We start from the raw sequence: 19322 nt of genomic DNA on the forward strand, positions 1-19322 counted from the left end.
CAGATCAGCAACTCGAGACAGCCGCACGGATTTCCGAGCGGCTTTTTCTTTGTTCAGCCCTGAACGTATTTTCCAGAAAGATCAGGCAGAAACGCCTCGATCGCCGCAGTTGCAACCACGTGCCGCGTTCCCGCTTCTTCGTCGACAACGTCAAGCCCACCTTTGACTGCGCGAACCTTGGCCCTGCCCCGCGGCAGATCCGAGGCAACCAGATCGCAATCCACCTCTTCAGGATCCTGCACGCCGATCGTGACGCTGACGCGCATTTCGGAATGGTCGATCCCCAGTTTTGAAAACAACGTGATGGATGAATGGTGCAAAGCATCCTGCACCGCGCGGCGGGCTGCCTTGGTATAGTCCTGGCCGTAAAGATCGTTACCTGTTCCCATCTCCAGAATGATGCGTTTTTCACTCATTGTGCAGGCTCCATGTCGAAGGAAACGATCAGGGCGGCGTTGGCAATGACCGTGTGTCCGTCACTGTGGGGCTTTGCGATGTCCAGCCCGCCTTTGGTGACAGTAATGTTGGGGTGACCATAGGGAAAGACAGCTTTCAACGCTTCGGTGTCCACCTGATCCGGCTGCTGAACCCCTATTTCGGCATCAATGATCATCGCCTCTTTCGGAAACCCGAACAGTTCCGCCATGTTGACCGAGTTGTGCCAAAGCGCATCCTTGATCGCCCGCAGTGACGCCTGAGTATAGTCCATCCGGCGCAGGGATGTGCCCATCCCGAATTCCACAAGGACCCGCGTTTTTGCCATTGGTGTCTCCGATGTCTTCAATAGAAAAGGCGCCCCGATCTGAGGCGCCTTCGAGATAATCTGTTAGGACCAGATCAGATGGATTCGTCGATCCAGCTTTGCAGGGCGGCTTTGGGCGCCGCGCCCGCGCGGTTGGAAACGACCTGACCGTCCTTGAAGATGAACAGCGCGGGGATGCCACGTACACCCATGGCGGCGGCTGAGTTCGGGTTGCTGTCCACATCGACCTTGGCGATTTTGACTTTGTCGCCATACTCGGCCGCCAGCTCTTCCAGCGCAGGGCCGATTTGCTTGCAGGGGCCGCACCATTCGGCCCAGAAATCCACGACCACGGGAACGGTCGAATTCTTGACTTCGGCGTCAAAGGTGTCGTCGGTAACGGCTACGGTCGACATATTCTGTCTCCTGAATGGGGTAAACTTGGGAACAGAACGTATGTGCCGCTTCGGGTAAGGTCAAGATATCTGGGTGCGGGCCAAAGCATCTGTCACAAGATCGTGTGGCAACCACATCAGCCGCGCCGTGCGGGTCCAAAGAATGGCGGTACGAATGCTGCGATCCGGATAGATCTGCGCCAGCGCCTGCGCGTATGCCCCCATCTGTCGCAGCAGGCCTTCGGGGCAGTCTTCCGCGCGGTCTGGAACGGTGGCATTTGATTTGAAATCAATCACATGCACTTCCGTTTCCGATAGGATCAGACGGTCAACAACCCCATGCATCCGCTGCCCGTTCAGAGCGGCAGTAATGGGCACCTCAGCCAACGTGTCAGGTGCAAAGACCGGCTGCAAACCTTCCGCTGTCAGCACAGTTACGGCTTCGCTCAAAACCTCGTGCCGGTCCGTTTCGTGCATATCGGGCAGCAACCGGGCGCAAAGCTCTGGCCAAAGGTCTTTCTCGGCCACGGGAAGGTGTTCCAGCAACAGGTGCAGGCGGGTTCCGCGCAGTTTGGCCGCATCTTCATCCAGGCCGGCATCTCCGGGCAACGCCTTAGGACCACCCAGATCCGAAGGGCTGAGCGTGCCGGCAGGCGCAACCGGATCCGGTGCCGGATGTTGGAACATATCCGGCAGTTCGACCTGCTGAACGACAGTGTTCGGTTGATCGATCAAGGGCAGCGCGTCCCAATCCCCGTGGGACAGGCGGCGGATATCGGTACCCGGCACCTGCGCGGCCCCGGCCCGATCCATCGCCGCCTCGACCATCTGATACCAGCTGTTGCCGTCTTTCCCCAAATCGCCTGCCGCCGCCACGATCAACCACTTTTCCGCCCGTGTCAGGGCCACATACAGCAGCCGAAGCCGTTCGTTTTCCTCGCGGTTGCGCGCCTCTTCCCGCGCCTGCGAGATCAGGTTTGGTGACGCGTCCGCCGACACTTTCCACAAGGGTGTTCCGCCGGCCAACATAATCTCGGCGTCACGCGGGGGCTGGCGTTTGCCGGTATCCGGCAGGATGACAATTGGCGCCTCCAACCCTTTTGAGCCATGAACGGTCATCACCCGGATCCTGTTGCCGACGCCGGTCATCTGTCGTTTGATTTCCAGATCGTCAGTCTGCATCCAGACCAGAAATCCCGTCAGGCTGGGGATATCCGTTCGCTCATAGGCCAGAGCCTGGGACAACAGCGCGTTGATACCGTCTTCGGCTTCCGCCCCCAACCGCCCCAACAGCTTGCGCCGTCCGTCATGGCGGGTCAGGATACGTTCGATCAGATCATAGGGGCGCAGAAAGTCGATCTGGCTGCGCAGATCGTTCAGCACCGACAGAGTTTCGGGAAACTCTTCCGCGCGGTTGCGCAGTGCGGCCCAAAGGAACTGTTCCTTGCGACGGTGCGCCAGATCGAAAAGCTGCTGTTCGGACCAGCCGAACAAGGGGGATTTGAGAACCGTCGCCAGGGACAGGCTGTCTTCGGGCGTGGCCAGAAAGCTGAGCAATGCCGCAAGATCCTTGACCGCCAGCTCAGCGCCCACTTTCAACCGATCTGCTCCGGCGATGGGCAGGTGCAGCGCCTTGCAGGCACGGATGATCTCGGCAAACAGGTCCGAGCGGCGTTGCACAAGGATCAGAAAATCCCCCGGCTGCACCTTTCGACGAACGAATTGGCCGGGTTTGCCATCTTCCGGGATCGTCTCACCCCGTTCGATCATGTCTTTGATCGACTGTGCAACCTTTTCGGCCAGAATGACGGTGTGATGCCGTGCGCCGGGACGATCAACCGGATCGGTCCAATCTCCGTCTTCGGCATCCGCTACTTTTTCGACAACGGGCCAAAGATCAACACGACCCGGCAGATCGGCCTTGAAAGCACGGTGCTGACTGTCCTTATGAAACCCCGCGCCAGAGCGGTTTTCAAACAGGATATCGACCAGAGTCAGGATCGCGCTGGAGGATCGGAACGAGTATTCCAACGTCGAATCCCACAGTTTAGAGCCTGATTCAGCCAATTTCCGGCCAAACTCTTCCTGCATTCTGTCAAAGGCCTGTGGATCGGCGCCCTGAAAGGAATAGATCGATTGCTTCTTGTCACCGACGACGAAGATCGTGCGTTCAACCCCGGATCGGGCCCCTTCCCCGCTGGTGAATTCCTGCGCCAGTTTCTCGATCACGTCCCATTGATCGGGGCTGGTGTCCTGTGCTTCGTCCACAAGAATATGATCGATGCCCCCGTCAAGTCGGTACAGCACCCATTCGGCCACTGCCGGATCGTTCAACACCTGCCGCGCGCGCAGGATCAGGTCGTCGAAATCCAGCCAGCCGCGCAATTGCTTGCGCCGTTCGTATTCCGGCAGGAAGGCTGCGGCAAAGCGGTGCAGAACCGCGGTTTTCTGCGCCGCGACCAACGCCAGACGCTGTTCTCGTGCGGCTTCGATCCGCAGCATGAAGGCCTCGAGCTGCGGCATCCGGTCGGCCAGCACACCTTCGCGCAGGGGTTTGGTCGGAAAAGCGTTGAGTTTGGCCGTGAAGGGTTCCTTTGCGCCCTTCCCTGTCAGAAACACGCCTTCCAACATGGGTAGATGTGCCAATCTGGCTTCGTTGAACCCGGCCAGTTTCTCGGCGGCCTTGGCGTTGTTGCCACCGCTTTCGGTCAAAGCGGGAAGCATGGACCGGATCAGGTCGACTTCGCCACCAAGAAAAACCCGCCCAAGCAGCGCGGTTTCGTCAAAGCCGGCGGGCAGATCGAAGCGATGCAGCAGATCGGACCACCCAAGCGGCTGCACAAACAGATTGCGTTTTTGCGTGAGTGCAGCAGTCAGTTTGTCAAAACCCGTGTCCGTGACAAACCGGGCCACATCTTCAATCAACCCGGCCTGAGGGCCTGCGGCGAAATCTTCGACAATCTCCTCTCGCAACAAGGCTGCTGCGCGGTCTTCCATTTCGGTGAACTGCGGGCTGACACCAGCCTCGAGCGGGAATCGTCGCAGCAACGAGGCGCAGAACGAGTGGATGGTCTGGATTTTCAGACCACCCGGCGTTTCGATGGCGCGGGCAAACAGAGTTCGCGCTTGCGCCAACCGGTCCAAACCGATTTCGCCGGGTACACCCAGGTCGGTCAGCTCCTGCAACAAGGGGGTATCATCCAGCATGGCCCACTCACCAAGGCGCTTGAACAACCTGTTCTGCATCTCGCTGGCGGCGGCCTTGGTGTAGGTCAGGCACAGGATGTGCTGAGGCTGGACTCCGTCCAGCAGCAAACGCGCCACCCGGTCCGTCAAAACCCGTGTCTTGCCTGATCCCGCATTGGCCGCCAGCCAGGTCGAGGCATCGGGGCGCGCGGCCTGCACCTGCCGTTCTGTTGCATCGTTGCGCGGGCTCATGACAGATCCTCGGGGTACGTTTCGGCTGTCCGGTCCCATTCGCCGAACCGAGCCAGGTGATCATAATCACCGATATCTGAATCCTTGTGCAGCATACGACGGGACGAAAATCCCTGATCAGGCTCTAAATAAGCGGAAATCAACTCTTTCAGCTCGGCAAGAACCTTGTCGGTCGGTTCTTTTTCCAAGGGCGCGGCAACCTCCTTGTAGCTGCCACCCATACCGATGAAGATGGCTTCGGCCACGCCTGTCGGGTCCAGGCCCTCAATCCCGCCTTGCTCGGCCATGGCCGCCTCGATCAGCAACTGCTTGTCGAATTTGGATTGCTGACTTTCCGTGGGTGGCGCGCCGGTTTTATAGTCGATGATCCGCAACGCGCCCCGGCTGTTGCAATCGATCCTGTCCGCGCGCCCGACAATGGTGAAATCCGGAGGGTTCAGCACCAGCTTCATCGCCGCCTCAAACGCCACCGGCCCGCCATCAGCCCGGCGCGCGAGTTCTGCGCCAAGGAAATCCTCCGCGATCCGTTCCAACCGGGCCAGCCACAGTTTTCTGGCGGTTGGCCAGGCGACATGCTGATCCAACAGGGCGTGTGCCCGTTTCAGGAAATTGTCCCGCGTCAGCAAGGCGCTGTCGAGGACGCTGTCCTTGATGAAATGCTCGAGGATTTCGTGAATAACAATCCCTCTCAGCAAGGCATCGGGGGCTTGCACAAGTGGATCAAGCGGTTTCAGCCGAAGCACATGTTTGGCGTATATCGCGTATGGGTCGCGGATCAGCCTTTTTATCTCGGTCACAGACAGTCGGCGCGGGCGTGCGGCAGCCGGTGGGCGCGGAGATGGGCGCGGTGCGGGGTCGATAGGCGGCGCATCTTCCAGTGCCTCGGACCAGTTCAGCCATTTCTCGCCCTGAGCGCGCATTTTGGCCAGAGCTTCGGGGCCACCCTGACCCGGCAAACCCTGCAACAGGTTGGTCAGTCGGTTCAGCCAGCGCGACGGAACCGTCTCGGCATCATCCGAGCGGGTCGCGCGGGTCAACCACACTTCGGGTGCGCCGATGGCCTGCTGGAAGTCATGCGCAGACAGGCCGATCCGGCGTTCGGGCAGCAACAAGCCGGCTTTGTCACGCATCTGCCGGTTCAACCAGGGATCGGGTGTTGGCGCCTCTGGCCAACTTCCTTCATTCAACCCGCCAAGGATCAGCAGGTCGGCGCCCTGCACCCGTGCCTCGAGCGTGCCCCAGATCATGATGTGCGGATGCGGCGCATCCCGGTCACGAACCTCTTCACCCGCAAGCAGAGCGCCCAGCAGATCGGCAAAGTCATGGGCTGTCATCAGGCCGCCATGCTGCGCCTCTGCGCTGAGAGAATTCAGCACCCCCAGCGCCTTTTGGCCTGCGTTTTTGTCCCACAGAGTGCCCGTTTCACCCGTGCTGCCGGCCGAGATCGCCTCGGCCAGTTTCATCAAACGCTCCACCCAGTCCGCGAGGTGCAGTTCACTGGTGACCTGCTGGTCGCAGAAATGCTGCACGACCCATTTCACCCAGCTTTCCTGGGCCTCTTTGCGCACTGCAAAAGCCGCAAGGCTTGCACTGTCAGGAAAGGGCGGGCCGTGACGGCGCAGGTCAAGTTCCAGGTCACGCGTGTGCAGCAAATGAATTCCGCGGTCACCGCCATCATGACATAGCGGGTGCTTCAAAAGGGTCAGCAGCGCCTCGCCTTCCAGACGGCGTGTGAACAGGTTGGCCACATGGCGCAGAAAACGTCCCGGCGGGGAAAGTTGCAGCGGCAGGCCCGCACTGTCGTCCGGCACGATGTTCCACCGATCCAGCGCGGCGCTGACCTGGCGGGTCAACATGCGATCCGGCGTGATCAGAGCGGCGGTCTGTCCTGTTTCCGCCGCCTGCCGCAGGCGCAGGGCGATGGCCAATGCCTCGGCGCGAGGCGATTGAGCCTCGACCAGCGTCAGACCGTCGGTTGCGCCTTTTATATCGGACAGTCTGGGGCCTTCGGTCATCCAGGCGTCAGTGACGGGCGCTGGACGTAGTGCCAGGGATATCAATCTGTTACGCGAGGGTGAGGGGGCCGATAAATCCGTCCATGGGGTGATCTGACCCGGTGCAAGTTCCAGCGCGCGCATCAACTTGCGGAAACGGTATTGTGGGTGATCTTCAGACGTCAACGCATCATCCAGCCCCTGCCAAACGTGATCCGGCTGGTCGAAATCAAATCCGGGCAGCACCAATGCCCCTTGCGGCAGGCGCGCGATGGCTTCCATCAACATCAGGGTGGTGCCACGGGACCCCGTAGAGCCCGCCAGAATGACCGGGTGTTGCGGGGGGGTAATCTGCCATCGCGCGATCAGGTTTTCGACCACGCGGCGCTGGCGGGCCTGCGCATCCATCGTCTGCCCGCCGGTGTCGATGAATTGATCCGCGATGCAGATAAAGGCTTGTGCCCGCGACCAGTGTCCGGACATGTCGCTGACGTCCAGCTGCCGGATCGCTTCGGGCGATACGCCTTCGCCCTGCATTTCGTCAATCAGCGCGGCCAGACTGTCGGACAGGTCAAAGATCGATGACCGGGCGGCAAGGTCCGGCTGTTGTTCCAGCAGTTTGGATACAAGCTGAGTCAACTCAAGACGCCGCCGCAGAGGCGGGATAGCAGGCGGGATCCGCGCCAGATCAACCCTTTCACCCAAGTCCGTCACCAACGAGAGACGGGGCAGAAGGCAAGGTGGCCCTTGATTGAACAGATCGCGGACGCGCCGTTCCATGCGTCGTGTGTTCAGGATCAACTCTACCCGCGCCAAAGCTTCGGGTGGGCCCGAACAGCGCTGCCGCAGGCCATCGACCAATGCCGTGGGGAAATCCGTACCGGGAGGCACGGCAAATACACGGGGCAGGGTGCCGGATTCAAACATCAGCCAGCAAACCCTCGGCCAGCGCGATGCCTTCCGGACGACCTACATCGCACCAGCGTCCCGGGTATTCGACCGCAAAAAGCCGACCCTGATCAAGCATCTGGTTCCAGAGCAGGTTGAGTGAAAACGCTGTTTGCGAGAACGAATGCAAACCCTGGGCCCTGAGGATCTGGGCCCCGCCGTAAACCAGACCAGGACCGCGCGTGATCCGTCCATCTTTTCCAGCGGTGAAATCACCCGATCCAATATGACCAACGGTTCGCGCAACCGGAACACACATCAACAGCGCATCCATAAGACCCGGGTCCCAGGCTTGCTGCAACAGGGTCAACGGGTTTGGCCCTGACCAGATCGCGTCCGTGTTCAACGTGAATACGGGGTCGGTGCCCAGCATCGGCAAAGCCGCCCGCAATCCGCCACCTGTTTCCAGGATTTCAGGGTCTTCCCGAGACAGCAGAACGCCTTTGGGGCCGAGATGCGCCGCGAGCTGATCAGCGTGATAATGCAGGTTGGCAACGGTACGGACGGGATCAAGATCTTCGACAAGATCCAGCGCATGATCAATCAGTGGTCGCCCCGCCACTTCGATCAATGGCTTGGGCCGGTCTTTGGTCAACGCTCCCATACGGGTGCCGAACCCGGCTGCGAACAGCATTGCGGCAAATGGCGATCCGGTCATTGCGTTCTCAACTTGGCAAGGTTTTCCGGTGTGGGTCTGGGCAAAGCCTCGTGCAGCAGGGACGCCACCGAAACCAGGGCAGGGTGATCCAGATCGCGCATCAGATGTGCCCAGACGGCCGGGATCATGTCCACATAGTGAGGCTTGCCATATTCCGTCGCCAGACGTGCGAAGACGCCAAGGATACGCAGGTTTCTCTGGGCCCCCAAAACACTGTAGGCCGTGCGGAAATCATGGTCGTCCATACCTGACGCAGAGATGTAGTGGTTGATCATCTGCATTTCGATCCCGGCCGAGACATCTCGGCGTACATCCTGTAGCAGAGACACCAGATCGTAGGCCGGGTGCCCCAGCATGGCCAACTGAAAGTCCAGCAACCCGACGCGCTTCACGCCTTCGCGCTGCGGCAGCCACAACAGGTTTTCCGCGTGATAATCCCTGAGAATGACCACTTTCGAACCGGATGTTTCACGATGCAGGATGTCCGCGAACCGGTGCTCGAACCGCGACAGGGCGTCCTCATCACATGTTCCCAGGATACCGGCCGCATACTTGGTGAAAGCCAATGAAGCCAGTTCCGTCATCAGGGACGGATCATAAGACGGCAAGGCAAGAGAAGGCGCCCGATGCAGGTGGAGCAGCACGTCGGTGGCGGCCCGGTACAATTCACGCTCTTTGCCCGGGTCTTTTTTCAGGACGCGCGCAAAAAGATCATCACCCAGATCTTCCAGCAACAGAAAACCGTACTGGGTATCTTCGGCATAGATTTCCGGCGCGCTCAGACCAACCGATCGGAGGTATTCGGCAACCCGCACGAAGGGTTCAACATCGTCACTTTTTTCAGGTGGCGCGTCCATCAAAACCGCAGTGCGCCCGTTGGTTGGATCAATCAGCCGTTCGTATCGCCGGTTCGAGGCATCGCCTGCCAATGGCGTACGTGTTGCTCCGGCCCAGGGTGTTTGCGCAATCAGGGCCTCGGCCAGGACCGTCCTGTTGGTCATGCGGTTCTCTCCAGTTTTTCCGCCCATTTCGGAGCAGTCCAAGACAGGGTCACACGGCGGAAATCGATATTGTTAGGGCCTGTTTCAAAGGCCAACGTCAACGCGCCTTGGGGCGCCAACGGGCCCATCTTGTCCGGCCATTCCACAAGGCAGATTGCCGTATCGAAAGCGTCCGTCAGACCCAGTTCGTCAACTTCTTCGGCCGCGCTCAGACGATACAGGTCGCAATGCCATATTTCCCCTGATGGCGTGTCGTAAGCCTGGACCAAAGTGAAAGTTGGCGAGGGCACATCTTCGGGTTCATCCATCAATGACTGAATGAGGTTGCGCGCGAAATGCGTCTTGCCGCTGCCGATCGGGCCCTCCAGCAGAACGACATCGCCCGGGCGCAGAGATGTTCCCAATTGCCGTGCGAAAACTGCGGTTTCTTCGGGTGATTTGAAAGTCAGAGATCGGGCGGTCTGTGTCATGCCGCCACAATGGCCTTGCGCCTGACCGGCTGCAACCCGGTTCAGGCGCTGATCTGTTCCATCGCGATGGATTTCGATGGAAATTCGGATTGCGTAAACCGCACGATTGTCGCGCCGTTATGAACCGGTGTGACGGTGCAATCCACGGTTATGCCGGTTCTCATCTGGATTTCAGCTGTCCATTCGGCGCGGTTTTCCCGCATTTCGACAAAATCCCGCACCTCACCCAAAACCGGTGTCGCAATACAGAGGTCTTGCCAGCGTCGCGTCACGTCGGTGACCGTTTCGCTTTGGAACCCGACCTCGTGCGCGTCTCCCCACAGCTTTTGATACGCATAGTTGGTGAAGGCCAGCGTACCGTCATCCGCAAAGACGGCAATCGCGTCCGCCAGTTTGTCTAGGATGGACTGCATCAGATCCATTTCTGATCGAAAGCGCCGCGTCAGGGTGATTTCGGCGGTGATATCCTCGAATAGAAACGCCACTGCGCCGTCCGGGTGAGGGCGGCCGCTGACGGAATAGACCGACCCGGATGGAAGCGACCACGTCTCGTGATAGTTTCCATCTTCAGCCGCTTCGAGAAGGTCGTTCATCTGACGCCGCCAGCTGCGGTAATTCTTCGGTTCGGGCATCATGTGTTGATCCCGCAAGCGGTCGAAGAAACTGCTCAGGCTGGGGCGGCAACTGAGGAAATCGGGCGGCAAGGTGGTCAGGTCGATCAAGGCCGGGTTGAACAGGGCCAGTTGCCGATTGCGGTCAAAAATGGCGAGACCAATGGACAATTGGGCAAAGGTCTTGGTCATGGTCTGCACGAATTTGCGCTGGGCGGTTTCCGCTTCGACAATCGCGTTGACGTCAACGGCATAGCATAGATGACCGTTCTCGTGTTCAATCCGAGTCAAATCGAACCAAAGCTTGCGATCAGTATCTGCCACATCCACCGACACGCGGGTTTTTCCGGTAGGTCTTGTGGCATCCTCCGGGCTTTCAAAAAGCGGCGCAGTCAGATCGGCGTCCTGATCACGTGCCTTTTGAACAAGTGCGACATAGGCGGCATTGCACCATTGCACCCGATTGTCGTTATCCGCCAACCATACCGGGTAAGGGGCCAGATCCATTGCCAGACGAGTCGGTTCGCCTGGGGTAACCGATCCGGCCGAGGTGGTCCTGGCGCATTCGCAAAGTCGAACGCGGACGATACCGTCGATCCACTCACACACGACTTCTCGTTCGATCGTGCAGTCAATGGCCGATACCAGGATTTTGCCCTGATCGCGCACTTTGTCGGGAGTTTCGGGAAAGGTGGGGAAATCCCTTTGCAACAAGCGCCGCAGGTCCAGCCAGTTTTCAATATGCTCAAACCCGGCCAGTGCGAAATCAGAATGGCTGATCAGTTGGTCGCCATCGAACAGGAATACGGCGTCAAACAGCGAGGTGTTCGAAAACAGACCAAAAGCCTTGTCGCGCTGAGCCCGGCGTGGCAACAGCCACAGAACGGCGAAACAGCACGAAACAAGACTGATCGCGGCCAGAATAATCCAATCGGCCATCAAACTCCCCAAGCCTGAACGATACAAGGACAGACTATGCGTGGGATTGGTTAACGGTCTCTTAATTCACACCTGGATGCGCGTGTTGGATCCCGACGGGACCGGGGTGTCACCCTTCTGCGCATCAATCAGTTTGCGTGGCCAGGTCACCTTGACGATTGCCCCGCGCCGTTCAGGATTGTCGGTCAGATGCTGGTAGGGGTCCGAACCATTGGCGAATTCCAGTTCGGCGCCGCTGCGTTCCAGCAGGGTTTTGGCGATGAACAATCCCAGGCCCATCCCTTCGTATTCCGGGCGTGCTCTCTGATCGGATTCCGCCCGTCTGCGGCGCATAAAGGGATCGCCGATGCGTCCGATCATGTGGGGCGGATATCCCCGCCCGTCATCCATGATGCTGACGGTGATCCTGCTGTCGGTCCATTCGGCCTCGACCCAGACATTTGCGCGGGCGAAATCCACGGCATTCTGAATCAGGTTGCGCAAACCGTGAATGATCTCGGGTTTGCGCAGGATCGAGGGCTGCTGAACATCCCCGTCCTGCGCGGGGCCTTCAGAGAAATGAACCTCTTTGCCGCGACCGACATGTGGTTCGGCCGCTTCGTTCACCACTGTCGAAAGCGGCGCCTGCCGCAGGTGCAGATCATCTTTGCCCGCCCGTCCCATGTCGCGCAGAATGTCACGGCAACGGTCTGCCTGCTCGCGGATCAAAGCGGCGTCTTCTTTCAGGTCCGGGCGGTCGTCCAGTTCTTCGATCAGTTCCGCGCTGGTCAGTTTTATCGTCGCCAGAGGCGTGCCCAGTTCATGCGCGGCAGCGGCAACGACGCCCCCCAGATCGGTCAGCTTCTGTTCGCGCGCCAGCGCCATATGCGTGGCGGCCAGCGCTTCGGACATGGATTGGACTTCGGAACTGACGCGGTGGGAATAGGCGCCGATGAAGACGATGGCGATTATGATCGCGGCCCAGTTTCCAAACAGAAGGATATCGGGGATATCCAGAACAAGCCCCAGACTTGTCCGCAACGGAAGGTGAAATTCCGCCAGCACAGTTGTCAGAACGATTGCGACGGCGCCGACAATCAGGGTCGATCGTGTGCTCATGACATTGGCTGAAATCGTGACCGGGCCCAGCAGAAGCAGCGCAAACGGATTGTTCAGCCCGCCTGTCAAGTACAGCAGAATTGACAATTGCAGCAGGTCGAACAGAACCATCAGGAAGTTTTCAAACTCGGTCAGGCGCTTGTTCTGCGGAAACAGCAATATGGCAGTCAGGTTGCCCATGACCGAGATTCCGATGGCCAGGTAACACAGGCCCAGTTCCAGCTGCACGTCATAGTATCGCTGGGCCACCGTGATTGCGGTGAGCTGGCCGATGATGGCCACCCATCGCAAAAGGATCAGGGTCCGTAGACGAATCCAGCTGCTGCGTTCCTGGCCGCGCCAAAAAGTCTGATTGGATTCTGCCATCGGTCGCTTATGTCCTGTTGCATCGGCTGGTCATCTTGATAGGTGTCCCGGCCGGAACGATCAACAACCCCTTGAGACCGGATAATCGAAATGACCCGCCTTCTCGCAATTCTCGCAACTGTTGTTCTGGCTATCGGACTTGGGGCCATGTGGATTCTGACGCGGGGTGGCGGGTCCGATGACAAATTCGCGCAATGCCGGTCCAGCCAGATTGCTGGGGGTGCCGCCGCAATTGGTGGACCATTTGAACTGGTGAACGGCAAAGGCGAGACGGTTACGGACAAAGATGTGATTACCGAACCGACGCTGGTTTACTTCGGATACACGTTCTGCCCGGACGTTTGCCCCTTCGACATGTCCCGCAACGCCGACGCTGTCGATATTCTGGCTGAACGCGGGCTGTCGGTGACACCTTTGTTCATCTCGATTGACCCGGATCGCGATACGCCCGAAGTCATGGCTGACTATGCTTTCAATCTCGGGGGCAAGACGATCGCCCTGACCGGCTCGCCCGAACAGGTCAAGGCGGCCAGCAAGGCCTACAAGACCTATTACAAGGCGCATGACAAGGGCGATGAGTTCTATCTGGTTGACCATTCCACCTTTACCTATCTGGTTACACCCGAAGATGGATTTCTGGAGTTCTTCAAGCGCGAAGACACGGCCGAACAGATGGCGGACAAGGTTGAATGCTTCCTGAAGCAGGCCGCGTCGTAACAAGGTTGTTTGACCTTTGTTCCCGCGCTGCTATTACTCATGTTCGAGCCAAAGGCATGAAATAGCGAAAGACCTAACATATGGCAGACACTTCTCAGCTTGACATCGGCCCTGACAAATCCCTGCTTTTGGTTGATGATGACGAGCCGTTTCTGAGACGTTTGGCCAAGGCCATGGAAAAGCGTGGCTTCGAGGTTGAGACCGCAGGATCCGTCGCGGCAGGTCGCGCGATATCCACCGCCCGGCCCCCGGCTTATGCCGTTGTCGATCTGCGGCTTGAGGATGGCAACGGATTGGACGTTGTCGAGGTATTGCGGGAAAAACGCCCTGACAGCCGTGTCGTTGTTCTGACCGGATATGGTGCGATCGCGACCGCCGTCGCGGCTGTCAAGATCGGCGCGACCGATTATCTGTCAAAGCCAGCGGATGCCACCGACATCACGAACGCATTGCTGGCAAAGGGTGACGAGATGCCCCCGCCGCCGGAAAACCCCATGAGCGCGGACCGTGTGCGCTGGGAACATATCCAGCGCGTCTATGAGCTGTGTGACCGGAATGTTTCCGAAACCGCGCGACGGTTGAATATGCATCGGCGGACGTTGCAGCGGATACTGGCGAAACGCAGCCCTCGTTAGGTCGGCCGGCCGCTCGATGACGGTTTAGTGACTTGTAACCTTGGACCCTGTCGAGGACTGTTCGCCGCATCTGGAATCTTTTGTCAGAACAGGACCACTTTATGATCGGATATGTAACCGTTGGCGTTTCGGACATGGAGCGCGCCAAGGACTTCTATACCAAACTTTTTGCGGGCAAGGGCGCGAAAGTGGTTATAGACGCAGGCCGGATCGCGTTCATCGGCAACAGACCAGACGCGCCGATGCTGGCGGTGTGCGAGCCCTACGACGGTGATGCCTGCGTCGCCGGAAATGGCAACATGGTCGCCTTTGCAGCCGCCTCCAAGGATGAGGTCAAGGAACTTTACGACAAGGCAATCAGCCTGGGTGCGGTGGACGAAGGCGAACCCGGTCAACGTGTCCCCGACAGGTTCTATGGTGCCTATGCGCGTGACCCGGATGGCAACAAATTGTGCTTCTACGTCTTTGGCTGAAACAGGGTGACAACAAACCCTGTCCAAGCTTCGGACAGTTCTGCGGGCAGTTTCCGTTCAGTACCTTCAGGGTGAGCAGGAGATTTCTGCGCAGAGCTGCTGCGCCAGCTGACGATATCCGATAGCGTTGGGATGCAGCCCGTCCGATGTCCATTCAGCGGTGTTCTCGCCGTACCCGTCCGGCGGGGTCAGAAATGTGCAGTTCGCCATCTCCTGACAGGCGCGTTGGGCAGCCGAATTGAAGGCCGTTCGAAACGCCTCTTTCTCCGGGGTCCAGCTTGCACCGGTGACGGGCAACACAGCACGCCAGATCAACCTTTCGGCGGGCATGAACACGGTCTTCAACTGTGCGACATACTCTGCAATCTCCTCCGGAGGTGTGGCCGTCAGAGCGTCATTGACCCCGATTCCAAGATACCATGTCGGAACATGGGCAATCAGTTCCGGTTTTGCCCGCGCGATGAGGCCCGGGGTGGTGTCGCGGCTGATCCCAAGGTTCAGCGAGTCGGGCAGGATGTTGCTGGTTAACCACCCTTCGATTATGGAATCACCGATGAAAGCGATCTGAATATCCGGTGAAGCCAGCGCCTGAGAAATTGGCCGTTCGTGCAGCCAGACCATGAGTTTGTAGTGATCGGTTTCCGTGACCGGGACATGCGTGCCCGAGATTTTTCTGAGTGCCTTCGAAACATACCCGGTTTCGACCAACGCTGCCGCAAGACCAACAGTCAGCACGACGTTGACGACAAGAAAAGCTCGGGTTCCGGTCTTTGTTTTCATCTTTTTCCACCAGTCCCCCGTACCACTCACCGCCTTCGGACAGCGTCTCTCAGATCTGTGCGATCAACTCTGCGTGCCGTGCTGTAAAGGCGTGCCGTACCTCGACCGGGGGGCGCAGCCTGATCTGTAGACCCGCCATGATCCCCCTGTCCGGGCGGCCAAAGAATTTCGTGGCTTCGGCCTCGGAAAAGCCGGCAATCTGTGTCGCCTCCATCCAGGCACTGATCTTGTCGGCCTTCTTGATCTGGCGCTTCACCGTTTTTGGGACCTCAGCCGGTAGGCCAAACCGTATATGGATTGCCGCCGCCAGCCGGTCGTCCAACGCGCCATAGTCTGGGCCGACGGCGGATTTCACGGGCGAGATCATGTCGCCGATCACATATTCGGGCGCATCGTGTAACAATGCGGCCAAACGCCATTTCATGGGTGTTTTGGGGGCAATACGACCAAAAATCTCTTCAACCAGCAGGGAATGTTCGGCCACGGAATAAGCGAAATCGCCGTTTGTCTGACCGTTCCAACGAGCGACAAAGGCAAGGCCGTGTGCGATGTCTTCAATCTCGATATCCACCGGTGTCGGGTCCAGCAGGTCCAGCCTACGGCCCGACAGCATCCTTTGCCACGCCCTGGGTTGTGTTGCCATTCTGCCATGCCTTGTGAAGTTGGACACGTTCAATTCGCGTTTTTATGGTATGATGTAACTGTCTGGATCACACGCTGCCAACCTTTTCTTGAGCGTTCGTGCTTTGAAACGGCGCGGTATGATCCCGACATTAAAGACTGAGGGGGGTGCATTCTCCTCCCAGTGTGCCCCTCTCGAACTGAAACACGTATCGAAAAGGAGCACCCTATGTTCAAACGTTTATTCGCAATCGCACTGACCTTCGGAATGGCCGCCACCGCGCCACCTGCCTTTGCCCAGAATTGTGCGGCACGGGATCACATCATATCCAAATTGCAGGAGAACTATGCCGAAGAATTGGCCTTTGGCGGCCTGCAAAAAACACGCGGCGCGCAATCGGTGATGGAGGTTTGGACCTCGAAAGAAACGGGAAGTTATACCGTTTTGGTAACCAATGCGAACGGTATCAGCTGTATTGTTGCCGTTGGCACCGATTTTTTTGAAGCGATTCCAAAGATCGAAATTGAAGGCACACCAAGCTGATATTGGCCATATCGTTTCCGACCACAGTCTTCAAAGTTGCCACCTGCCCCAAGGAATGCTAGGGGCAGCGAGGACTGTGAATTACCGGAAAATGGAGCACCTGATGGCCGGGGACTATATCGTTAAAGACATTTCATTGGCTGGCTTTGGCCGCAAAGAGCTGGACATAGCCGAAACCGAGATGCCGGGCCTGATGTCCCTGCGCGCGGAATACGGCGACAGCAAGCCGTTGAAAGGGGCGCGCATCGTCGGGTCGTTGCACATGACCATCCAGACGGGCGTTCTGATCGAAACGCTGGTGGCGCTGGGCGCGGATGTGCGCTGGGCGTCGTGCAACATCTTCTCGACCCAAGACCACGCCGCCGCCGCGATTGCCGAGGCGGGTATTCCCGTCTTCGCCGTCAAGGGCCAGACACTGGAAGAGCACTGGGATTATCTGGACAAATCCTTCCTGTTCGAGGAAGGCCCGAACATGATCCTGGATGATGGCGGCGACGCAACGCTGTACATCCTGCTGGGTGCCCGTGCCGAAGCGGGCGAGGACATCATCCCTGTTCCGGGTTCGGAAGAGGAAGAGGTGATCAAGAAGCAGATCGCCAAGCGTATGGCGGCAAGCCCGGGCTGGTTCACAAAGATGCGTGACCAGATCAAGGGTGTTTCCGAGGAAACCACCACCGGTGTGAACCGCCTGTATCAGCTGGTCAAGGACGGCCACCTGCCGTTCCCCGCGATCAACGTGAATGACAGCGTCACCAAGTCGAAATTCGACAACAAATACGGCTGCAAGGAATCGCTGGTCGACGGTATCCGCCGCGCCACCGACACGATGATGGCCGGCAAGGTTGCAGTGGTCTGCGGTTACGGTGATGTGGGCAAAGGCTCGGCCGCGTCGTTGCGTGGTGCTGGTGCTCGTGTGAAAGTCACCGAAGTCGACCCGATCTGCGCCCTGCAAGCCGCGATGGACGGTTTCGAAGTGACCCTTCTGGACGACGAAGTCGCCACTGCGGATATCTTCATCACAACCACCGGCAACAAGGACGTGATCCGCATCGAGCATATGCGCGAGATGAAGGACATGGCCATCGTCGGCAACATCGGCCACTTCGACAACGAAATTCAGGTGGCCAGCCTGAAGAACCACAAATGGACCAACATCAAGGAACAGGTGGACATGATCGAGATGCCTTCGGGCAACCGCATCATCCTGCTGTCCGAAGGTCGTCTGCTGAACCTGGGCAACGCCACCGGGCACCCGTCCTTCGTGATGTCGGCCTCGTTCACCAACCAGGTTCTGGCCCAGATCGAGCTGTTCACCAAGGGTGACCAGTACGAGAACAAGGTCTACATCCTGCCCAAGCATCTGGATGAGAAAGTGGCCCGCCTGCATCTGGATCGCATCGGCGTGAAGCTGACCCAGATGGATGCGGATCAGGCCGCTTACATCGGTGTCAAACCGGAAGGTCCGTACAAGCCGGAACACTACCGCTACTGATCGCCGTCTGGGTATGACGCAGAAATCTGTGCGCCGCCGGTATTTGTACCTGGCGGCGTCTTTCTTTTTCAGGCTGGCGGTTGTTGTGATCCTTTTGGGCGGTGGTGTCTGGTGGGTGTTGGCGCATCCCGAAACGCCGATACCGTCACACTGGAACCCGTTGCGTGATCTGAAGGTAACCGCCCCGATTACACCCGTCACAAAGTTCCAACTGAACCGCGCACTGGCCAGCGAAGCACAGTGCAGGGCCGCTTTGGAAGACGCAGGTGTTCGGTTTGAGGCGATGGCGGACTTGGTTGTCGATCAGAATTGCGGCATCGCCGGTCGGGGTCGTCTGACCAAATTGGTGACATCAGGGATCGAGGATGTTGAAACCAGTTGTGCCACGGCGTTGCGCCTGACCATGTGGGAACATCACGTCGTACAGCCCGCCGCACGCGATCTGCTTGGGGCCAACGTTTCCCGATTTCGCCACATCGGCAGTTACAATTGCCGCCCCATGCGCACTGCGCAGGGTGAAAACAGTGGGTGGAGCAGCCATGCCCGCGCGGATTCGATAGATATCGTCGGTGTGAATACCGTTGACGGTCGGACGCTGACCTTGTTGTCAAACTGGCAGGGCTCGGGACCGGAAAGCGCCTTTTTTCGACGGATCTGGCGCGGGGCCTGCGGTTGGTTTCGCGTGGTTCTTGGGCCCGATTTCAATCGTTTGCACGCGGATCATTTCCACTTGCAAGGCCCGGGGTGGGGCTATTGCCGATAGGCTTTTCAGCGAGAAACGTGCAGGCTGCGACCAAGGGGGAGAAATCGCAAATTTTTTTCCTTTTGGAAAAGCCTGCGACGCGGCTAGTCTTTCGATCATCGGTAAAAGGTGCCGGGTAAACGGATCAAGGAGACTAGGATATGGGCAAGCGCGACGAGCTGATCGCCAAATACGCAGAAGACCTGAAAACCAAATGCGGGATGGACCCCGATATGGACCTGCTGACCAAGGTCACCATCGGTTGTGGTCCGGCGATTTATGACGCAGATGCGGCAACTGTCGCGGCCAGCCAGGACTCGGAACTGGAAACCGTCAAGAACAACTTCCTGATCAAAAAACTGGGTCTGGCAGATGGCCCCGAGCTGATGGAAGGGATCAACAAAGCCATGGAAACCTATGGCATGTCCGAGCGCAACAAGTACCGTGCCGTTGTCTATTATATTTTGACCAAGCATTTCGGAAAAGAATCCGTTTACAGCTGACCCGGTCGAAATTTACCAAGCGCCCGCCGAGATTCTGGCGGGCGTACTTAATTTGAGTTTCAATTTAAAGACTTGGCATTTGAAACCAAGGGTGCGGCTGGGCTAAGTTCAACCTGTGACCAGGACGGTCAGAACCAGATATTTCCATACGCGTG

General features: G+C 58.4%; 19 protein-coding genes. 7 read left to right on the forward strand and 12 right to left on the reverse strand.

The window, feature by feature from the left end; genetic code table 11:
• Positions 1 to 53: 53 nt before the first annotated feature.
• The 10 genes from GOW56_RS16160 to regB all read right to left on the reverse strand — a co-directional run bounded on the left by GOW56_RS16160 (position 54) and on the right by regB (position 12660).
• Positions 54 to 416, reverse strand: a complete 363-nt coding sequence (locus GOW56_RS16160) for a Lin0512 family protein (protein ID WP_171206506.1) — start codon at positions 414 to 416, stop codon at positions 54 to 56.
• Complete coding sequence (locus tag GOW56_RS16165; protein ID WP_171171547.1) at positions 413 to 763, reverse strand: Lin0512 family protein; 351 nt, start codon at positions 761 to 763, stop codon at positions 413 to 415. Before GOW56_RS16165 ends, GOW56_RS16160 begins: the two co-directional genes overlap by 4 nt.
• A gap of 74 nt (positions 764 to 837) precedes the next feature.
• The gene (gene trxA / locus GOW56_RS16170; RefSeq protein ID WP_367396964.1) at positions 838 to 1200 is read right to left on the reverse strand and encodes a thioredoxin; all 363 of its coding nucleotides are present in this window, start codon (positions 1198 to 1200) and stop codon (positions 838 to 840) included.
• An 18-nt stretch (positions 1201 to 1218) separates the two neighbouring features.
• Complete coding sequence (addA, locus tag GOW56_RS16175; protein ID WP_171206507.1) at positions 1219 to 4575, reverse strand: double-strand break repair helicase AddA; 3357 nt, start codon at positions 4573 to 4575, stop codon at positions 1219 to 1221.
• Positions 4572 to 7496, reverse strand: coding sequence for a double-strand break repair protein AddB (addB, locus tag GOW56_RS16180; protein ID WP_171206508.1), 2925 nt, complete (start codon positions 7494 to 7496; stop codon positions 4572 to 4574). The genes addA and addB overlap by 4 nt, the downstream gene beginning before the upstream one ends.
• Positions 7489 to 8175 (reverse strand): nucleotidyltransferase family protein, encoded by a 687-nt coding sequence (locus tag GOW56_RS16185; RefSeq protein WP_171206509.1) that lies wholly within the window; start codon positions 8173 to 8175, stop codon positions 7489 to 7491. The genes addB and GOW56_RS16185 overlap by 8 nt, the downstream gene beginning before the upstream one ends.
• Positions 8172 to 9176 (reverse strand): aminoglycoside phosphotransferase family protein, encoded by a 1005-nt coding sequence (locus tag GOW56_RS16190; protein ID WP_171206510.1) that lies wholly within the window; start codon positions 9174 to 9176, stop codon positions 8172 to 8174. The genes GOW56_RS16185 and GOW56_RS16190 overlap by 4 nt, the downstream gene beginning before the upstream one ends.
• Positions 9173 to 9646, reverse strand: a complete 474-nt coding sequence (gene tsaE, locus GOW56_RS16195; RefSeq protein ID WP_171206511.1) for a tRNA (adenosine(37)-N6)-threonylcarbamoyltransferase complex ATPase subunit type 1 TsaE — start codon at positions 9644 to 9646, stop codon at positions 9173 to 9175. Before tsaE ends, GOW56_RS16190 begins: the two co-directional genes overlap by 4 nt.
• Positions 9647 to 9687: 41 nt before the next feature.
• Positions 9688 to 11196: a PAS-domain containing protein gene (locus GOW56_RS16200; protein WP_171206512.1), complete on the reverse strand. Its 1509-nt coding sequence runs from the start codon at positions 11194 to 11196 to the stop codon at positions 9688 to 9690.
• A 66-nt stretch (positions 11197 to 11262) separates the two neighbouring features.
• Positions 11263 to 12660, reverse strand: a complete 1398-nt coding sequence (regB, locus tag GOW56_RS16205) for a sensor histidine kinase RegB (protein ID WP_171116656.1) — start codon at positions 12658 to 12660, stop codon at positions 11263 to 11265.
• Positions 12661 to 12750: 90 nt separating this feature from the next.
• On the opposite strand from regB, the gene GOW56_RS16210 reads away from it, so the two are divergent.
• From GOW56_RS16210 to GOW56_RS16220, 3 genes are all read left to right on the forward strand, one after another.
• Positions 12751 to 13377, forward strand: coding sequence for an SCO family protein (locus tag GOW56_RS16210; protein ID WP_152459640.1), 627 nt, complete (start codon positions 12751 to 12753; stop codon positions 13375 to 13377).
• A gap of 80 nt (positions 13378 to 13457) precedes the next feature.
• Positions 13458 to 14012: an ActR/PrrA/RegA family redox response regulator transcription factor gene (locus GOW56_RS16215; protein WP_152459641.1), complete on the forward strand. Its 555-nt coding sequence runs from the start codon at positions 13458 to 13460 to the stop codon at positions 14010 to 14012.
• A 101-nt stretch (positions 14013 to 14113) separates the two neighbouring features.
• The gene (locus tag GOW56_RS16220; protein ID WP_171206513.1) at positions 14114 to 14485 is read left to right on the forward strand and encodes a VOC family protein; all 372 of its coding nucleotides are present in this window, start codon (positions 14114 to 14116) and stop codon (positions 14483 to 14485) included.
• 66 nt (positions 14486 to 14551) lie between these two features.
• Here GOW56_RS16220 and GOW56_RS16225 read toward each other — a convergent pair whose 3' ends face one another.
• Together GOW56_RS16225 and GOW56_RS16230 are read right to left on the reverse strand one after the other, a co-directional pair.
• Positions 14552 to 15265 carry a GDSL-type esterase/lipase family protein gene (locus GOW56_RS16225; protein WP_171206514.1) on the reverse strand — a complete coding sequence of 238 codons (714 nt, stop codon included), beginning with the start codon at positions 15263 to 15265 and terminating at the stop codon, positions 14552 to 14554.
• A 49-nt stretch (positions 15266 to 15314) separates the two neighbouring features.
• The gene (locus tag GOW56_RS16230) at positions 15315 to 15908 is read right to left on the reverse strand and encodes an HD domain-containing protein (protein ID WP_171206515.1); all 594 of its coding nucleotides are present in this window, start codon (positions 15906 to 15908) and stop codon (positions 15315 to 15317) included.
• A gap of 207 nt (positions 15909 to 16115) precedes the next feature.
• Between GOW56_RS16230 and GOW56_RS16235 the strand changes: the two genes are divergently transcribed.
• The 4 genes from GOW56_RS16235 to GOW56_RS16250 all read left to right on the forward strand — a co-directional run bounded on the left by GOW56_RS16235 (position 16116) and on the right by GOW56_RS16250 (position 19167).
• Complete coding sequence (locus GOW56_RS16235; protein WP_171171572.1) at positions 16116 to 16430, forward strand: hypothetical protein; 315 nt, start codon at positions 16116 to 16118, stop codon at positions 16428 to 16430.
• Between the two features lie 103 nt (positions 16431 to 16533).
• Positions 16534 to 17922: an adenosylhomocysteinase gene (gene ahcY / locus GOW56_RS16240; protein ID WP_171206516.1), complete on the forward strand. Its 1389-nt coding sequence runs from the start codon at positions 16534 to 16536 to the stop codon at positions 17920 to 17922.
• A gap of 13 nt (positions 17923 to 17935) precedes the next feature.
• A complete protein-coding gene (locus GOW56_RS16245) occupies positions 17936 to 18685 on the forward strand; it encodes an extensin family protein (RefSeq protein WP_171206517.1) in 750 nt (249 codons plus the stop codon).
• 140 nt (positions 18686 to 18825) lie between these two features.
• Positions 18826 to 19167 carry a DUF2853 family protein gene (locus GOW56_RS16250; protein ID WP_171171577.1) on the forward strand — a complete coding sequence of 114 codons (342 nt, stop codon included), beginning with the start codon at positions 18826 to 18828 and terminating at the stop codon, positions 19165 to 19167.
• Positions 19168 to 19322: the final 155 nt, after the last annotated feature.

The organism is Ruegeria sp. HKCCA0235A (assembly GCF_013033235.1).
In the GTDB taxonomy this organism is placed as follows: Bacteria; Pseudomonadota; Alphaproteobacteria; order Rhodobacterales; family Rhodobacteraceae; genus Ruegeria.